The organism is Otariodibacter sp., assembly GCF_029256985.1.
Taxonomy (GTDB): Bacteria; Pseudomonadota; Gammaproteobacteria; order Enterobacterales; family Pasteurellaceae; genus Otariodibacter.
The window spans coordinates 1-18,826 of sequence record NZ_JARIDQ010000087.1 but is presented as its reverse complement, the minus strand read 5'-3'; the positions used below and the strand labels follow the sequence as shown (position 1 = coordinate 18,826).

The window sequence follows — 18,826 nt, the reverse complement described above, 5'->3', positions numbered from 1 at the left end:
CTTAGTTAGTCAAGCATTGACTAAATTCATCAGCCATTACTTGTAAAAATTGAGGGTAAGAATCTTTTCCTAATTCAACTTTTGCTCCAAGTGGATCTAATTGTCCAACTTTAGTTGCAGTACCTTTACTTAGTGTTTCGATTACTTTTGGTGTAAATTGTGGTTCAGCAAATAAGCATTGAGCTTTATTTGATGCAATATCAGCCTTAATTGCTGTTAGTGTTTTCACACCGGGAGCAACTGTTGGGTTGATTGTGAATGAACCTAATGAAGTTAAGCCATAAGCATCTTCAAAATAGCCATACGCATCGTGGAATGTATAGTATCCTTTACCAGACACACCTGAAAGTTGTTTCACAATTTCAGCATTTTTTGCAGTTAATTTTGTTTTGAATTCAGCTAAGTTAGCTTCAATTTTTGCTTTTTGATTAGGCATTTTTTCAATTAAACGATCAGCAATTGCTTGAGCGATATCTGTACTTGCTGATGGTGAAAGCCAAACGTGCCAGTTTTCATCGTGGTGGTGACCGTGAATATCATCGCCATCTACAAAATCATGATCGTGATCATGATGGTGATGTTCGTGGTGGTGATTGTGATGATCGTGGTCATGGTCATGATCGTGGTCATGATCGTGGTCATGATCGTGGTCATCATGATCGTGGTCATGGTGAGCTTTACTTGAACCTTCTACAAGTTCTTCAATAGCATGAACATCTTCTAAAGTTAAAACGTTCTCTTCTGGTAATTGTTCGATACTTTTTTCGAGGAATGCTTCCATTTCATCACCGACCCACACAACAAGATCAGCAGATTTTAATTTTTCTACATCAGAGGGTTTAAGACTATAGTCATGTGGGGATGCAGTTACAGGTAAAAGGACTTGTGTATTTGTAACGCCATCAGTAATTGCACTAGCGATAAAACCAAGTGGTTTGATTGATGTTAATACATCAGCATGAGATAAAGCTGTTGCACCGAGTAAAGCAACACTTAAGGCTGTTCTTTTAAACATTTTTATAGTCTCCTATGTTTGATTAGTGGCGTGATCTTAGCAGAATCACATTAAATTACTACAATTTTTTTATGGTTATTTTATTACAAAATTTTCACAATAAATAACCGCTTGTAATGATTAAGATTTGTTATACTGCTCTCAATTGAGGAGTCACAATATGAAATATAAGAATCTACGAGAATTTCTAGATTTGCTTGAGCAAAAGGGCGAATTAAAACGGATCACCCAAGAAATTGATCCCTATTTAGAGATGACAGAAATTTCTGACCGTACCTTACGCAAAGGTGGTCCTGCATTGTTATTTGAAAATCCTAAAGGATTTGATATACCAGTTTTATGTAATCTATTTGGTACGCCTGAGCGTGTAGCAATGGGAATGGGACAATCAGACACAAAAGCATTGCGTGAGTTAGGCAAATTATTAGCTTTTTTGAAAGAGCCTGAACCACCAAAAGGAGTTAAAGAATTAATCGGGCAAATTCCGCAATGGAAACAAGTGTTAAATATGTCAAGCAAGGTGCTAAGTAAAGCAGAGTGCCAACAAGTTGTTCTTTCTGGTGATGATGTCGATTTGTATAAATTGCCAATTATGCATTGCTGGGGAGGCGATGTTGCACCTCTCATTACTTGGGGATTAACTATTACCCAAGGACCCTATAAAAAACGCTTAAATTTAGGTATCTATCGCCAGCAATTAATTGGAAAAAATAAGTTGATTATGCGTTGGTTATCTCATCGTGGTGGTGCTTTAGATTTCCAAGAATGGAAAGAGGCTAATCCAGATAAACCTTTCCCTGTGTCCGTCGCATTAGGGGCAGATCCTGCCACAATTTTAGCTGCGGTAACACCGATTCCTGATACGTTATCTGAATACGCCTTTGCAGGCTTATTACGAGGGCATAAAACCGAAGTGGTTAAATCTATCAGTAATGATTTGGAAGTGCCTGCGAGTGCTGAAATTGTATTGGAAGGTTATATTGACCTCGAAGAAACCGCCTTAGAAGGCCCTTATGGCGATCATACAGGCTACTATAATGAACAAGAGTATTTCCCTGTATTCACCGTTACGCATATCACAATGCGAAAAGATGCTATCTATCATTCTACCTATACAGGACGTCCACCTGATGAACCAGCAGTGTTAGGTGAGGCTTTAAACGAAGTTTTTATCCCAATCTTACAAAAACAATTCCCTGAGATTGTTGATTTTTATCTTCCTCCTGAAGGGTGTTCCTATCGCTTGGCAGTAGTAACGATGAAAAAGCAATATGCTGGTCATGCTAAACGAGTAATGATGGGCGTGTGGTCTTTCTTACGCCAATTTATGTACACAAAGTATGTAATTGTATGTGATGATGATGTCAATGCGAGGGATTGGAAAGATGTTATTTGGGCAATTACCACACGTTGTGATCCAGCTCGTGATACGACTCTCATTGAAAATACACCGATCGATTATCTTGATTTTGCCTCGCCAATTGCAGGATTAGGTTCAAAAATGGGGATTGATGCTACAAACAAATGGCAAGGGGAAACACAACGAGAATGGGGAATCCCAATTCATCATGATCCTAAAGTAGTAGAACGTATTGATGCGATTTGGGATTCTCTAGGTATTGATGATGAAAAGTTATCTCAAACAGATTTGTAAATGCATCCGTCTAGGCATTTGCAAAACTTAGGAAAAACTGACTGCTTATTCGATTTTTGATAGAAAAAATCTTAAAAATCTTTATAATTCACCGCCCTTACTTATCAAAAAGTAAGGGTAATTTGCAATATAAGCAGTAAAAATTATTAAACAAAATTTATAAACATTATATTTTTCATCATATTATCTTTACTAAGAGAGGATCAGACCATTGATTAAATTCGGGCAAACATTTTTAAAAAAACTCACAGCAATTACCATCGCATTTTCAGCTATGTCAGCACAAGCAACAGAACAGCTATATGTATATAACTGGACCGAATACGTTCCTTCATCATTACTAGAACAATTTAGTGATGAAACAGGTATCGAAGTTATTTATTCAACTTTTGAAAGTAACGAAGAAATGTATTCCAAACTTAAGCTTGCTGATAATGCAGGCTACGATATCGTATTTCCTTCCAGTTATTATGTAGGGAAAATGGCAAAAGAAGGAATGTTAGCACCTATAGATAAAACTAAATTGAAAAATTTGAAGTATGTGAGTAAAGAATTAATGGGTAAATCATTCGACCCTGAAAATAAATATTCACTACCCTATGTTTATGGTTTAACGGGTATCGGAGTGAATGCAGACAATATTGATCCGAAATCACTCACGAGCTGGGGTGATTTTTGGAAGCCAGAATTTAAAGGTAAATTATTGCTAATGAATGATGCACGTGAAGTATTTCATATTGCATTATTATTAAATGGTAAATCACCAAACACAACAAACCCAGATGAAATCAAAGCCGCTTACGAACGTTTAACAACTTTAGTACCAAATGTTTTAGTTTTTAATTCAGACTCACCTGAAATGCCTTACTTACAAGGTGAAGTTGATGTCGGAATGCAATGGACTGGTTCGGCATATAGAGCAAAAGCAGAAAACCCAGCTTTACAATTTGTTTTCCCAAAAGAGGGAGCGGTTATTTGGATGGATAATTATGCAATTCCTAAAAATGCCAAAAATAAGGATGCTGCACATAAATTTATTGATTTCTTGTTGCGTCCTGAAAGTGCAAAAGAGGTGATTGAGAAAATGGGATTCTCTATGCCAAACGAAGGAGTAAAATCATTGCTTTCTCCTGAAATCGTACAAGATCCTTTAATTTTTCCACCAAAAGAAGAAATAGAAAAAGGTGTTTTACAAGGTGATGTGGGTGATGCCGTAGAAATCTATGAAAAATACTGGAATATGCTTAGAACAAGTAATTAAGAAAATTATTATCTAATGTTACTAAGGGCTGAAAATTCAGCCCTTAATTTTTATAATTTCACAATATATTTAATGCTCTTTTTCCCATTCTAACTTTTGATCATCAATATACTGCTTTTTCATCATCTGATTCTGTCCCTAAGCCTAAAGCGTACATTCGCACAATATCATAATAGATTTATTCATACATTGATCAAAAGATATATTAGCCAAACTACGTACAGCAAAATAACACCTAAACCCCTCTAATTTTGCAAAATTTTGAGGGGATCTTACCGCTTGTTTAATAGAACTTGATCTCAAACTCTTTTTGCAATGCTTCAATATCATTGACCTCATCAAACCCATCAAATTTTGCTGGTTGGTTGATTTTCTCATTTTTGCCAATGGCTTGGCTGGCAAAAACTAAACCAGTTTGATTGATCACTGCATCTTGATAAAAATCGATAATATTTTGTTTTGTCATCTTTTTCACTAATGCAATAACCCGATCTTTGCGATCAAACTTCTCGTTATCTCGTGCAAAATCTGAGGCAAGTTGGCTAAATTCTTGTGAAAGTGATTCAGGTTTAAATTGTAAAACTTCTAATAAACTACTGCGATATTTCTCAAACTCTTCATCTGACATTGCGTTAAGTTTTATAAGAGTATCACCAAAGAATCGTTGATTATGTTCCATTACATCAGCGGTTGAAACTGTTGGTGTCTGCACTAAAAATTGTAGCCCAGATGTTTTACCTATTTGAGTATTGGTAGCTTGTACCACATAGCCTAGCTGTTTATCTGTTCTTAAATCGTCAAAATACCAACGAGAGATAATATCTTTTAATAATAACGCTCGACTTAGTCCGTCTAATTCTTCATAGCCTTTTGGAAAATAAGCAATGCTTAGCGCATTATCTTCGTGAGGAATTGATTTGATGTAACTTAATTTACGTGTGCTTTGGTTAACATCGAGGTATCGACCCAGATCTAATTTTGAATGATCATTTTTTATGATTTCTTCGGCAGAATGGATAATCCCTTTTACTTGATCATCGGATAAATTTCCTACAGATAAAGCACTAACACCTGTCGTTTTAGTTAATAATCTTTCACGTAATTGTGCGATATCTTGCAATGTGATTGTTTCAAGCATTGCTCGTTGTTTATCGATATTGAAATAAGGGTAATTTGCAAAATTGCGTAATGATCTGACCGCTTGATTTAATGCACCTTGTGCATCTAATCCATCTAAAGCCTCTAAATAACGCTGTTTTGCTTGGCGTAAATTATTCTCTGTTAAATCAAATTGACTAAATTGTTGCAAGGCATCACTGACTAATTTTGCTAAATGTTGTGTGTAGCCACTGGCGCTGATATTGAGTCCATTTTCACTTGTGGAAACACTGGCACTCATTCCCGCCACCGACGCTTGGAAGTCTAATTTATTTTGTGATAAATCATTCATATAACCGAGTAAAACTGCACTAATACTTTGTTTTAAGTCATCAACTTCAGGTGAAATATTAAATGCCATAGACATAATTGCCTTTGGTTCATTAGCAAAATATTGGCTTGGCATTGCATAAATCACTTCGCCTTTATTACGCTCAATCGCTTTTGGAATATTGCGGGATTCCATATCTTTATTGACTGAAAAATCCGTTGCAAAATAAGGGTTCAATTCAGGCAGTTGCAAACTTGGATTGTGCGAAAAATCTAGCCATTGTTGTTTTTGTGCATCACTAATTTTACTTACTGCATAAGGGGCTTCAAAATAGCGAGTTTTCTTATCTGTTTTTGCCTTATCGTCGATTAGCATAATTCGTACGTTATCAACGGTCATAAGATTGAGTTTATCCTGAATGGCTTTAACATCCATATCCTCAGCTAAATAGGCTTGATCGATAATATCAGCGAGTGGATAACTCAACATTTGTGAGGTTAATTGTGCAACATATTGCCCACTTTTCTCAACTTGTAAATGTTCAAACGCTTGTTTTAAGCTTTCTTTGACCTCACCAAAATAACTTTGCTGAATACCATCTTTTTTGATTTTTTCAATTTGTTGAAAGACTAACGAAATAACTTTGTCTTTTTCCGCCAAACCTTTGTCTGTTAATTCAATATAGAAGGAAAAATCCCCACGATTTCGGCTCACATCAGCGGAAGAATCTGCTTGCACACCGCTATCGGAAAGCCCCTGTTTAATTAAATAATCAGACAGCGTACCTTCTGTATTATTTCCTAAAACATAAGCTAAATATTCACCTGTTTTATGTTTAAATTCCGCTTTATCTTCTGGCATATCAAAAGACATAATCAGCATTTTTTGTGGACGAACAGGTTTGTATTGCACCAAAATACTTTTATCTTGTTCCCTGAAAAATGGCATATCCATTTTAGGCTTTGGTAAATGTTTATTTTTTACTTTACCTAAATGCTCACTGGCTAACTGAGCGAGTTTTTCAATCGGCTGATTTGAATACAGTACTGCCTTCATCAGATTTGATGAGTAATTGTGTTGATAGAATGAAACCAGTTCATCTTGCAATTTACTACCTTCTTTATCGGATAGTGTTTCTTTATTACCGACAGCAAATTTAGTGATTGGGTGGTTAGGGTTGGCAGTGGCTAAATTCACATCGTGAATCAAAAATCCATCATTGGATTTTGCTCGAACCATTTCTGCATTGACCGCATTGATCTCTTTTTTTGCATTATTTTCCGACAACAAAGGTTCTGCAAAGGTATCGGCAAAGCGATCAACCGCTTCATCAAAAGCGTTATTATTCACTTCAAGATAGAAAATGGTACGATCAGATGCGGTGTAAGCATTGTTATAGCCACCATTTTTATTGAGAAAAATATCTAGACTATTGGTTTCTGGGAATTTTTTTGATCCCATTAAAATCATATGTTCTAGGTAGTGAGCTAACCCTTGTTGCTTGACAGGATCTTCCATCGAACCGATACCAATCCCCACTGACATTAAGGACTTATTGGCTTTTTCATCGGAAATCAGCAACACGTCCATCCCATTATCGAGTTTAATACCTTGATAAATGGCATTATCCGTCGGGCTTTTTTTAATTTCAGTTTGAATAACACTAAAACCTAAATTTTGCTTGATTGCTTGAGTTTCCGTTGTCTTTACTGAGCTTGTTTCTTCTGCATAAGCGAACGTAGAAGAAATTACACTCAATACGAGAGTGGCAGATAAAGAATAGCCAAAAAATTTATGCATTATTTATTGTCCTTTATTTTAGTTAGCATCAGTTCAAACCAATCTTGAGTGCGCTGATGAATGTCAGCATAATTAATATCACTGGATTGGAATAATACTCGCTGAATATAAATGTCCGTTGAAGATCGTAGTTTGTTTCGACAATCTTCAGCCGTTGAGGTTTCATTCTTTTTCGGGTTCGGTTTGATATAGTCAACACCTTCCGTTATAGCCCATCTCAATTGACTAAAACTCGCCAGATAATCAATAAGATAGGTCTGTAATTGTTCGACAGCTTCTGCTTGTGAGACCTCATTGAAAGATAAACAACCTGCCTGATCGCCCTCTCTGAAATAAAATTTGAAATCAATCTCTTGCTTGCCTGTGGCACAAAGCAATAAATAATAGACCCAAGCTTGAATGGTATCTTTATCTCTTAATCCACCCACTCGCCATTGTACAATTTCATTGCCAAATAAATTCGGAATATGCCCCACTAGACGATACTCCTTCTGCTCAATATTCATAGAAAAATCGATTTCTAATAATTGATTTTCTTGTCCAATATAATGGCTGAGAGAGTGTTTTAATTGGGTAATATTCGCCACCAATTTATTTTTAGCTAAATCAGCGAAATGACAAGCAGGTAGATTACCTTTGAGTTTCTCATTTTCAAAGAATTTTGCTACCTCATCTTCATTTACATTGATCAAATCGTCCAATAATAAATATTCCTCTAAATAGGACAATTCAAAATGTTCCGATTCTGGAATGACATCACCTTGCTCTTCAAATCTCACACCGAGATGATATTGGAAGAAAAATTTAATGGGTGATTGTAGGTAAGCAATCAAATCCCTAATTTCAATTTCATCAGGTAAATCATCCTTCTCCCTCGCTAATGTATTTAGGAAAAGAGCGGACTTTTTATCCTCTTTTTGATATTTTGCATCAATCCATTCTTTGTTATAAGACACATTGTTTTCAGTGAAGTTTTTCGGGCTAAACACCGTCATAGGATGCTCAAAAATTTTGAAAGCATCTCTATCTCGTAAATTCTGTTCAATAAACTCTTGCAATTGAGAAACTAAAATTGATGGTGGTTTTTTATCGCCACCAGTGAGCGATTGCCCAATATAGCTGATATAGAGAATTTGTTCTGTTGAAAGTAATGCTTCAAGGAATAAGTAACGATCATCATCTCTTTTTGCACGGTCACCTTTTTGAGGAGCATATTGCATCAAATCAAAACTATTCAATGTTTGCTGGCGAGGAAATTCACCTTCATTCATTCCCAATAAGCACACCACTTTAAATGGAATTGCTCGCATTGGTAACATTGTACAGAAATTCACTTTCCCCACTAAAAATTGAATATGGCTACGGGTTTCATTCAAGCTTTGTTCAAAAACTTGATATAAAACATCAATATCAATATCTTTGGTAAATCGTGTTTGTTTAATTTGATCGGTAATGGTTTCTACAGTTTGACTTAATAACAACAGTGATTCGGTATTTTCCACATCATCAGCATAAAAAGATTGTAATAAGTGATTGAGCTTGTCTTTCCAGCTATCAATAGATTGCGGACTTTGTAGCACTTCAACCCAAGCGGTCAGATCTTCAATAAATTTTGCAAGCGATCCAACAAGTTCTGCACCTAATCCATAGCTTTCATCAAATGGCAAAATAGATTGCCAAGCATTATGCTCTGATTTTAAACTAACACCGAGTAGTAAGCGATTAAGTCCATTTTCCCACGAATTATAATTTTCCCATTCTGGATGATCTTTCTCTAAACCTGCTCGGATCCCTACTCGAATAACCCAATCACGTAAGGTCGCAATATCTTCTTCGCTAAAGTTGAATTTTTCTCTTATGACTTGGATATCGAGAAAATCTAAAACTTCTTCTGCTGTGAATTTTCTATCTTTAATCGATAGTAGATTTAAAAAACTTTCAACAATTGGATTAATGTGACTGATTTTTTGATCAGAAATAGAAAATGGAATAAAACGAGGATCTGGCAGGTTTTTCTTACTATCAAATTTGTAATGAGAAAACACAGCGGTAATATAAGGTGCATAGCTATCAATATCGGGCGACATCACCACAATATCAGTCGGGGACAATTCTGGATTTTCTTCAAAAATTTGTAATAAACGATTGTGTAAGACTTCAACTTCTCGCATTTTACTGTGGCAAGAATGAATTTGAATTGAATGATCATTGTCTAACAATTCAAATTTAAGATCCTGTTCCGATTTGGTAATAGAGTGTTGCTTTCGATTTAAATTGTGTTCCAGTTCTGCAATAGATTGTTGCTTTCGATTTAAATTGTGTTCCAGTTTTGCAATAGATTGTTGCACCCGGTTTAATAAGTTAACTTGGTCTTTTTCTTTTGTTTCATCTGTTTCATCTGTTTCATCTGTTTCATCTGTTTCATCTGTTTCATCGTAGAAAAAATCATAGCCTTGAATATCTTGTTCAAGTAATAAGTTTAAAAACTCTTTGCCTTGCTTGCCCCAAGTCGTTAATAACGGATTGCCTTGATAATCTAATAAATCGAGTTTTTTTAATTCAGGCAAATGTGATTTTAGTGCCAATTTTTCCACGACACGATCTTCAATCACATCTCCCCAAAATTTATTGGTGGGCATGGTAAAAAAGAGATGTATTCGGCAATGCTCACTTAATTTTTCTAAGACTGCAAGTTGAGAGGGCGGTAATGAAGAAATCCCAAAAATGAAAATACGTTTAGGTAATTTATTTTTTTCTGCTTGAGTGAGATTATCGAGCTTTTCAAAATAGCGTTGTTGCAAGTAAGCACGATGCGAGGTTGAAAAAACAGCTTCATCTGTTTCTTGTTTGAGTTCGTCCACGACTGCATTCCACAGAATGCTTTGCCATTGAATATTGACCCAAATGTCTTCTTCATAGTTTTCTCTACTTGATGTACGCTGCTTGATTTCATTGAAGACCGATTCTAAGTCTCCTTCTTCCCAATGGATCAACCAGTGAGAACGATAAACTAAGTATTGGTCAAAGAGTGCAGCAATTTTTATCGCCAGTTGATAAAGTTTTAGTTGATCTTGTTGCTGTAAATATCGTTGAAGAGGTAGGAACTCTGGTTTATCAATAAATTCAGGGATTAATGCCATCAATCGCCAAACTAAAATACGAGGAGCAAAGATATTCTCTTTAGGTAAATCTGGAAACAATAAGCGGTACTGTTGCCAAAGGAAACTGGTAGGGTAAGGAAATTCAATATTTCCAGCAATACTCAATTCATTAGCAATTTGTAACTGTAACCATTGCGACATTCCAACACTTTGCACCAAAATTATCTCAGGTTCAAATGGATTGGGATTGGGATCATTCTTTAATATTTGAATTAAAATATCTTTTTGGTGAGTAAGTTTGTTTGAATAATAGACGTTAAGCATTGTAGCACCCTCTTGTAGTGAAATTATTTTATCCATTTCACTAGCAAGAATCTATTAATTAGTCTGAATTATTACCTCTCCCAAAGGAAAATTAACTTTGATTTTTTGAGGAGAGCAAATGATAGTAAAAGAAACATCATTTTGATTAATATTTTGCTCACACTCTCTGCCCGACATTAACCTACTGATTTGGTTTTCTGCAATTTGTAAGGCTTGCTGTTTTTGAAATACCAACATCGTTTTTTGGTTATATAACGACTCCCAGTGCATATAACCTAACGTTAAGATAACGAATACATTTATTGCGATAAGAATACTCAAGCTACTTTGTGCTGTTATTCTACTGTGTATTTTTAGTTTACTTTGTGTTTTTATTTTACTCTTCATTGGATAAAATATTTTTGGATTGAGATAAATAATACCAAGTAGATAATTTTTGTTCGATATTATCGACAACTTTCCTTTTATAACTTAAGTTACGCTCTTTTCTTGCATTATCATAAGAAGAATAAATTACTCCATATATTTTCTTGCCTGTAATATCAAAAAAGTACTCTGTAATAATGATGCCATAAAAATTCTTTGTAAGTTTTTCATCTATTTCATTTGTTGCAATAGCTATTTGTGGATTGGTTATTGAGCTATTAGGTAGTTCCGATAATGAAGAAAAATAATATATATGCTCTTGATAGGTTGTTAGATCTAACCACTCGTTGATATTATTTGTCTGAATATATTTACTTTTTGTGGGTTTAGGTTTAATAAATATACTTTTAAAAGTACAGTTAAATTCATATTTAATATAATCAAATTCAATATGATTTTTAGGTTGTTTAGATGAGCGACACATCACATCATAATCATCTGCTATTATCATTAATAAATTAATCTTATCATTTAGATAATGATGATAATCGGCTAATCTTTTTCTATCTTTGATTAAGAATGAATCATAGGATAAAAATATAAATAGCATAATTCCCATTATCATAAACAATGAAATAAACAGCACATTTGCTCTGTATTGCATATTATGGATTGATATGATTAAAAATATAGCTATATATTACCGCACTATATCTAATGTTTTTATATTTTTTAGACTGTATTGCAAGTTCTGTTTTCATTAATTTTCCTTCATCTACCCAATTAAAAGCTAATTTTTCTACAGCATAATCAGATAAAGCAGTCAATTTACGCCATTTTCCTTTATGACAGTTAGCAAGTAATTGCTTACATTTATCTTTTCTACAATTTTTCATAGAATCGTCTTCAAAAATGTAGATTGATTTTGCCTTTAATTTGAAACCAAAGATCTCTTTGCTGATATCCTTAGTTTTATTCTTTACTTTTGTTGTACAACTCCTCTTCTTATATCTATGCCCAATACAACCATCACCATCTAAATCATATAAAAATATTAGACAATCTGGTGAATTTAAGGAGTAAGGCTTACCATTGTCTGTAAATAGAGAATAATTACTCTTCTCTCTAAATAGCCCTTGATAGCCAATATGTTGTAAGTGTTGTTGAAAATAATCAAGTAATTGATGAGTTTGCTTTTGAATATTTAATAACTCATTCTTTTTTAAATATTGAATATAAATATTACTATAAAATTTTGATAAAGAAAAAATTAATAATGTACCAATAGCCAAAGAAATAAGTATTTCCACCATACTAAAAGCAGGTTTATCTATATTAACTACATTGACTACGCTTCTTTTTTTGAATAACATTAATTAACCCATTCTGATCAAATTGCAAAATTTTATCATTATTATTTTTTTGTATTCCTAAACATTTAGATTCTAATTTACCTGATTTTCCATCAATGCTAAGAAATGGTTTTGGATATATTCCATTACTTTTTAGTGCGATATTATCCGATATATTATGATAAATAAAATATTCAGATTGAATATTACAAGAGTTAATTGAAAAACAGTTACATTTATTAAACTTTCTATCTGTTTTCTGAATAGCAATAATACAAAAATCATGTTGATTTTGTTTAATACTCACTGAGTAATTTTGTTTGGTATATCTTGCTTTAGATTGAATCTGATAAAAGAAAGATCTTATATTTTCTATCTCACTAGATAAAATAATCTGATCTTGTAAACGATAAATAATGGGGGAAAGGAAATAAATAGAGATAAAAGTGATCGAGAGTACTGTCAATAGCTCAATCAGCGTAAAAGCACGATACATATATCTTCCCCGTTATTTATTGGGGAAAATATTAAACTGAACAGTATTTTTGTAAATATAAAACAAACAATTCTACGATACGTATCGCAAAATAAAATACACTTTTAGAAAACTGTACTTAGAATGCAGTCGTATCTTGAAATAATCCAACTTTCAGATCCGTAGCGGTATAAATAATACGACCATCTACTTCAACTTCGCCATCTGCAACACCCATTACAAGCTTGCGATTAATAACTCGCTTCATATTAATACGATAAATTACTTTTTTAGAAGTAGGTAGAATCTGACCCGTAAATTTAACTTCACCTACACCTAATGCACGTCCTTTACCTTTGCCACCAATCCAGCCAAGGAAAAAGCCAACAAGCTGCCACATAGCATCTAATCCTAAACATCCCGGCATTACTGGATCACCAATAAAATGACAACCAAAGAACGGTAAATCAGCATGAACATCTAATTCTGCTTCAATATAGCCTTTTTTAAATAATCCTTCTGTATCATTAATTTTGGTAATTCTATCTATCATTAACATTGATGGTGCTGGTAATTGAGGTCCTTCAGCGCCAAAAAGTTCTCCTCGGCCAGAGGCTAGAAGATCTTGATAATCATAACTTGATTTAATATTTGGTTTACAACTGTTCATGTTTTTTTCCTATAAAAATAGCTGAAATATGCTGTATCTAGCAATTTGTTTAGTACATATAATAACAGATTTTTTAAAAAGCGAACAGTTGTAAGCTGACTTATCGGATCAGTTTACTGTAAAATTTGCAAAACTTAGTAAGAAAAGAACCGCTTGTTTCTGATGTATTGGAATGTTCATCAAATTTTTCATGAATCAGGCTAAATATAGATGATTCCTTACTGTTTTCTGGTAGATCTTTATCATAGAAATGCTGTTGCAATAAAATCTCTACAGCCTCAAAAACATCTGAAACAGCCCAAATAAAAAATTGCTGGCTTTTTATTGCAGTTAATACTTCAGACTTTAAACTCAAGTGTTTAATACATACATCTGGGATAACAACCCCTTGTTTTCCTGTTAAACCTCGTACTTGGCAAATCTTGAAAAACCCTTCAATTTTTTGATTGACTCCTCCAACACTTAACACATTACCAAACTGATCGATAGCACCAGTGACTGCAATTGATTGAGGTAAAGGCAAGTCTGATAATGCACTAATTAACGCACAGAAAATGGCTAAGGATGAGCTATCCCCATCAATCTCTCCATAGGACTGCTCAAAGGCCAAAGATGCCGAAAAAGGGAGTTGAGTGGGTAATTCCAATAGGTGTGCTAAACAGGATTGAGCAAGTAAAATCCCTTTTGAATGAATATTACCACCAAGTTCTACTTTTCGCTCAATATCGTGAATTTCACCTTCACCATATTGCACATTACAGCTAATTCTTAATGGTTCCCCAAAAGCAAAAGGCACGCCTTCAAACTCAACTACAGATAGTCCATTGATTTGTCCAACAGCTTCGCCTTCTGTTTCGATACGTAGTTGATGATTCAAAATATCTTGAGTGGTAAATTCATTAAAAGAAGCAGCCTGCTCTTCTAAATACTCAAAATAAGGAGTAACTTCATCAAACTCTGTTTGATTATAAAAAAATTGAGCTAGTCCAACGAGATATTTATTCAGTAATGTGGGAGAAATCGAAACAAGCTCTTGGCTTTCACTTTCACGCATATAATAGCTTAAAAGTTGATTAAGCCCTTTTGATGAAAAGGACTTGCCAATTAAAGATTTTGTTACAGATTGAACATAATCACCCCACTGTTGAGTATTATCATGATTAAGTCGAAGATAAGTGTCTATTTCCGCATATTGAGCAAATTGATAAAGCGTTTCATCATAAGTTGCTAATGTTGCAATATCTTCTCGACTACCGACTAATACCAATTTAAACTGGGATTGAATCATTGATTGAGAGATCGGCAAAGCATTGGCTGAAATAGGTTCGTAAAAGCCAAATAATAACGCTTGTTTTAATTTATCCCATTGAGCAACATCTAATAATAATGTATGAATATCAAGAATAAGAACCCCTTCATTCGCTTGTTGTAGCGCTCCTTCAATGTTTTCTATCTTATTATCTTTTTCCAAGAAAACGCTATACCCAAATACACTATTACGATTAAAATCTGTTTTTAAAATTGTTTTACTGGTTGTTTGCGATAGTTTCGCTTGAATCTCTAATAAAAACTCAGGTAATGTTTCTGTTTTTAGTACCAATAAAGAACCATTATCATTCGAAATAAATTGCTCAATTGCCTGTTGAGCTTTTGATTGAAAATCAAAGAAAGTTACCGCTTTCTCTGTTAAAGAAAAAGGATAATCAAGAATTAAAGATTGCCACGCTAAAGGAGATATCTGCACAAAAAATCCTCAAAATAAAATTTTTCACATTATACCTATCTCACTGCGAATATTCATTAATGGATCAATTAATCTCATAAATTTCCATCAATAATAATCAAGTTCTATACCTTTAATAAAGATGCTCCTTCCGCTATACTGCTTAAGCTATAGGGGGATATATGCGATATCAAAAATTAGAAGTTCAAGAAGGTAATTGGAAATGGCAATATTTGTTGAAAAAATATAGAGAAGGCATAAATATCACAAAACATACAGAAACAAGCTTAATTGAATTAAAAGTTCAAATTCTCATTACGTTACAAAATTCGCCCGAAGAAATAGAACAATGGGTAAAAGAAGAAATGACCGCTGAACAACGAAAGAGAATGAGACAATCAATTCGTGCTAAACGAAAACGTTTTTTTAATGCTGAAGTACAGACAACGAAGAAAAAATCTATTGATTTAGAATATGCAAGTTGGCAACGCCTTTCAAAGATATCAAATAAAATGGGACTTACACTTTCAGATAGTATCCATTACTTAATTGATGAATTGGAACAAAAACAAATTTATTTATCACAAATCGATAATATGAAAAAAAATCTGAAATCACTTTTAAAATAAATATCTTATACAATAAAAAAATGCCCACATAATGTGGGCATTTTACTAAAAGTTAATCTTTAAAAAGTTATTACATTACAACTTCTTTAGAACCTTGAACTTGTAATTCAACACGGCGATCTGGTGCTAAACAAGCGATTAATGCTTTACGACCTTGAACTGCATCACAAGTATTACCAGTCACTGGGTTTGCTTCACCATAACCAACTGCAGTTACGTTTGCAGGGTTCACACCTCTAGATACCATGTAGTTAGCTACTGATTCAGCACGGTTTTGTGAAAGTTTTAAGTTAGCTGCATCTGAACCAATACGGTCTGTATAACCACTCACTTGAATTGCAGGAGATGCTAATCCTAAGTTATTGATTTCATTATTTGCTTGGTCTAATGCTGCTGCTGATTCAGGTCTTAAGCTTGCTTTACCAAAATCAAATAATACATCTGAACTGAATGCAAAGTTTTTAGTTACGATTTCAGGTTCAGCTACTGGTGCTGGACCTTGTGCAAAACGATATGATAAACCAGCACTTACAGAGTGAATATCTGGGCTATATTCTGAACGGAAATTGTTATAACCTTCTTTACGTGTAGCTTTATCTAAGTTACCTACACGGCTTAACCATTGATATTCAACACGAGCAGCTAATTCTGGAGTAATTGCATACTCAACACCACCACCTAAAACTAAAGATGTTTTAAAGTTGTGTGCTTTTTTACGGCTTGATTTAGCAATATTGTCTTGATAATAATAATCAGAACGAACTAATGCAGCACCAACACGGCCGTACACATCTAAACCATCAAGAACTGGATAGCTTGCTTTTAAGCTAATTTGAGTCCCATGTGCAGAATGTTTTGCAGCCATTTTATCTTTATTATCACCTGCAAAAGTCTTATTACCACGAGCACGACCAAAATAGTCATAACCGATTTCAGCCGCAAAGTTATCAGTAATTTGATAACCACCAAAAATACCATAAGTAACAGAGTTACGGTTAACACCTACTGGTTGCATGTCTTTTCTGAAATCTTTAGCTGAATCAAATTGACTTAAACCATCATGGAAAGATGCCCAACCTGCTTTAGCACCAACATAGAATGTATTTGCTTGTGGAGCTGCTTGTACTGAAGCAACAGCTAAACTAGAAACCGCTAATGCAATTAAAGATTTTTTCATTTTAATAATCCTCATATTATCGTCATTACGAGATAAAAATTATACAACACCTGATAAATAATTAACAAGTATTGAGGTTAAATAGCCTTCTAAACAAAAAATAAACCTAAGAAGGTCAATACTTCAAACCTATTCTACCAAAAAATAGTCTAATGCAAATGGAACTTTTGTAAAAAAGTGTAATACACTCCTTAAAAGACTATTTTTTAAGCAATTAATATAAATCATAACCTCATAAATGATTTATATCATGGAAAATAAGTAACAACTATTAATTATACTAGATAATCAAATTTGTATTATAATCCAATTGCTTCTAGCAACATATAAGGGTAAAAACACTAATTTCAAGTATGTTCCCACTTATTTACAATAATCTACCAAAAATAAAATTGTTTTACTAGCAAAAAATAAACAACCATCTTTGATATGAAAAGGTTTATAGTTTACACATTATATAATATTTCTGTAAAACTAAACCTAATTATACGCACAAACTAATTTTTTCACAATTTATACAGTAAATCTTTGTTATAGGCTTAAATCTCATCTGAAATCTTGCTAATATTTCAGCAAATTATTTTAATGATAAAAATAACTATGATCCCTCGCCTAGCCAATGTACCAAAACTTAATTCAACCGTTAAAGATTTTCTGGAAGCTTTAACGCAACAGCGCTTCTCTGGTGATATTGCATCTAATTATGCAGATCGCTTATCACTTGCAACAGATAACAGTGTTTACCAACAATTACCTCAAGCAATTTTATTTCCAAAATCAGTAGCTGATGTTGTCATTTTGACTAAACTGGCGCAAAAACCAGTGTTTCAATCTTTAACCTTTACACCTAGAGGTGGTGGAACAGGCACAAATGGACAATCACTCAATAATAATATTATTGTCGATTTATCCCGTCATATGAACCAAATTTTAGAACTCAACATAAAAGAACATTGGGTACGAGTGCAGGCAGGAGTGGTTAAAGATCAGCTAAATCAATACCTCAAACCGCACGGATTATTTTTCTCTCCAGAACTCTCTACCAGTAACCGAGCAACACTAGGAGGAATGATCAACACAGATGCCTCTGGGCAAGGTTCTCTACAATATGGAAAAACCTCTGATCACGTGTTGGCATTAAAATCCGTGCTAATCAATGGTGAAATACTAAAAACAGAAGCGGTAAGATCCAACAACTTTTCTGCAAATCTTGATTCACTTAATTTATCCAATAATGGTAAACATTTACACCGTAAGGTTTTTGAACGTTGTCAGCAACTACGTCCAACGGTTTTAAAAGAATTACCACAATTAAATCGCTTTTTGACGGGCTACGATTTAAAAAATGTCTTTAATGATGATGAAACGGAATTTAATCTCACTCGAATTTTAACGGGTTCTGAAGGTTCTCTAGCCTTTATTTGCGAAGCTAAATTGAATCTGTTATCGATTCCAAAATATCGCACATTAATTAATGTGAAATATAACTCCTTCGATGCAGCACTACGCTCCGCCCCTTTTATGTTAGAAGCGAAAGCCTTGTCGGTTGAAACAGTGGACTCAAAAGTACTCAATTTAGCTAAGCAAGATATTATCTGGCATTCAGTATCGGACCTTTTGACAGAAGATGAAAATAATCCAATTTTAGGCATCAATATTGTTGAATTTGCCTCAAACGACGCAGAGCAAAACGAGCATTTGATTAACAATCTTTGCCAAATATTGGATCAAAAAATTGTGGAAGGGACAAGCGGTTTGATTGGCTATCAACTTTGCAACGATCTCACCTCTATCGAAAAAATTTATGCTATGCGTAAAAAAGCAGTGGGATTATTAGGTAATGCAAAAGG

At 34.0% G+C, this 18,826-nt stretch carries 14 protein-coding genes; 4 read left to right on the top strand and 10 right to left on the bottom strand.

Annotated features, from left to right (window positions below):
* Position 1: 1 nt before the first annotated feature.
* Positions 2-1,015: a zinc ABC transporter substrate-binding protein ZnuA gene (gene znuA, locus Q1J40_RS08755; RefSeq protein ID WP_301099780.1), complete on the bottom strand. Its 1,014-nt coding sequence runs from the start codon at positions 1,013-1,015 to the stop codon at positions 2-4.
* Between the two features lie 160 nt (positions 1,016-1,175).
* Here znuA and ubiD point away from each other — a divergent pair, with 160 nt between their 5' ends.
* Positions 1,176-2,669 (top strand): 4-hydroxy-3-polyprenylbenzoate decarboxylase, encoded by a 1,494-nt coding sequence (ubiD, locus tag Q1J40_RS08750; protein ID WP_301099779.1) that lies wholly within the window; start codon positions 1,176-1,178, stop codon positions 2,667-2,669.
* Between the two features lie 211 nt (positions 2,670-2,880).
* The gene (locus Q1J40_RS08745) at positions 2,881-3,930 is read left to right on the top strand and encodes an extracellular solute-binding protein (RefSeq protein WP_301099778.1); all 1,050 of its coding nucleotides are present in this window, start codon (positions 2,881-2,883) and stop codon (positions 3,928-3,930) included.
* A 283-nt stretch (positions 3,931-4,213) separates the two neighbouring features.
* On the opposite strand, the gene ptrA is transcribed toward Q1J40_RS08745, so the two are convergent.
* From ptrA to Q1J40_RS08705, 8 genes are all read right to left on the bottom strand, one after another.
* On the bottom strand, positions 4,214-7,162 hold the full coding sequence (gene ptrA / locus Q1J40_RS08740; protein ID WP_502306668.1) for a pitrilysin: 2,949 nt from the start codon (positions 7,160-7,162) through the stop codon (positions 4,214-4,216).
* Positions 7,159-10,584 carry an exodeoxyribonuclease V subunit gamma gene (gene recC / locus Q1J40_RS08735; RefSeq protein WP_301099775.1) on the bottom strand — a complete coding sequence of 1,142 codons (3,426 nt, stop codon included), beginning with the start codon at positions 10,582-10,584 and terminating at the stop codon, positions 7,159-7,161. The genes ptrA and recC overlap by 4 nt, the downstream gene beginning before the upstream one ends.
* Before the next feature lie 54 nt (positions 10,585-10,638).
* On the bottom strand, positions 10,639-10,971 hold the full coding sequence (locus Q1J40_RS08730) for a DUF5374 domain-containing protein (RefSeq protein ID WP_301099774.1): 333 nt from the start codon (positions 10,969-10,971) through the stop codon (positions 10,639-10,641).
* Complete coding sequence (locus Q1J40_RS08725) at positions 10,961-11,614, bottom strand: DUF2572 family protein (protein ID WP_301099773.1); 654 nt, start codon at positions 11,612-11,614, stop codon at positions 10,961-10,963. Before Q1J40_RS08725 ends, Q1J40_RS08730 begins: the two co-directional genes overlap by 11 nt.
* Before the next feature lies 1 nt (position 11,615).
* Positions 11,616-12,323 (bottom strand): hypothetical protein, encoded by a 708-nt coding sequence (locus Q1J40_RS08720; protein WP_301099772.1) that lies wholly within the window; start codon positions 12,321-12,323, stop codon positions 11,616-11,618.
* Positions 12,286-12,798 carry a pilus assembly FimT family protein gene (locus Q1J40_RS08715; protein WP_301099771.1) on the bottom strand — a complete coding sequence of 171 codons (513 nt, stop codon included), beginning with the start codon at positions 12,796-12,798 and terminating at the stop codon, positions 12,286-12,288. The genes Q1J40_RS08720 and Q1J40_RS08715 overlap by 38 nt, the downstream gene beginning before the upstream one ends.
* Before the next feature lie 118 nt (positions 12,799-12,916).
* Positions 12,917-13,447, bottom strand: coding sequence for a bifunctional 3-hydroxydecanoyl-ACP dehydratase/trans-2-decenoyl-ACP isomerase (gene fabA, locus Q1J40_RS08710; RefSeq protein ID WP_301099770.1), 531 nt, complete (start codon positions 13,445-13,447; stop codon positions 12,917-12,919).
* A 100-nt stretch (positions 13,448-13,547) separates the two neighbouring features.
* Positions 13,548-15,191 (bottom strand): AAA family ATPase, encoded by a 1,644-nt coding sequence (locus Q1J40_RS08705; RefSeq protein WP_301099769.1) that lies wholly within the window; start codon positions 15,189-15,191, stop codon positions 13,548-13,550.
* A gap of 161 nt (positions 15,192-15,352) precedes the next feature.
* Here Q1J40_RS08705 and matP point away from each other — a divergent pair, with 161 nt between their 5' ends.
* On the top strand, positions 15,353-15,799 hold the full coding sequence (gene matP / locus Q1J40_RS08700) for a macrodomain Ter protein MatP (protein ID WP_301099768.1): 447 nt from the start codon (positions 15,353-15,355) through the stop codon (positions 15,797-15,799).
* Positions 15,800-15,869: 70 nt separating this feature from the next.
* Here matP and ompA read toward each other — a convergent pair whose 3' ends face one another.
* Positions 15,870-16,976, bottom strand: a complete 1,107-nt coding sequence (ompA, locus tag Q1J40_RS08695) for a porin OmpA (protein ID WP_301099767.1) — start codon at positions 16,974-16,976, stop codon at positions 15,870-15,872.
* 600 nt (positions 16,977-17,576) lie between these two features.
* On the opposite strand from ompA, the gene Q1J40_RS08690 reads away from it, so the two are divergent.
* Positions 17,577-18,826 (top strand): FAD-binding oxidoreductase (locus tag Q1J40_RS08690; RefSeq protein ID WP_301099818.1); only part of this gene is annotated, 1,250 nt, incomplete at its 3' end.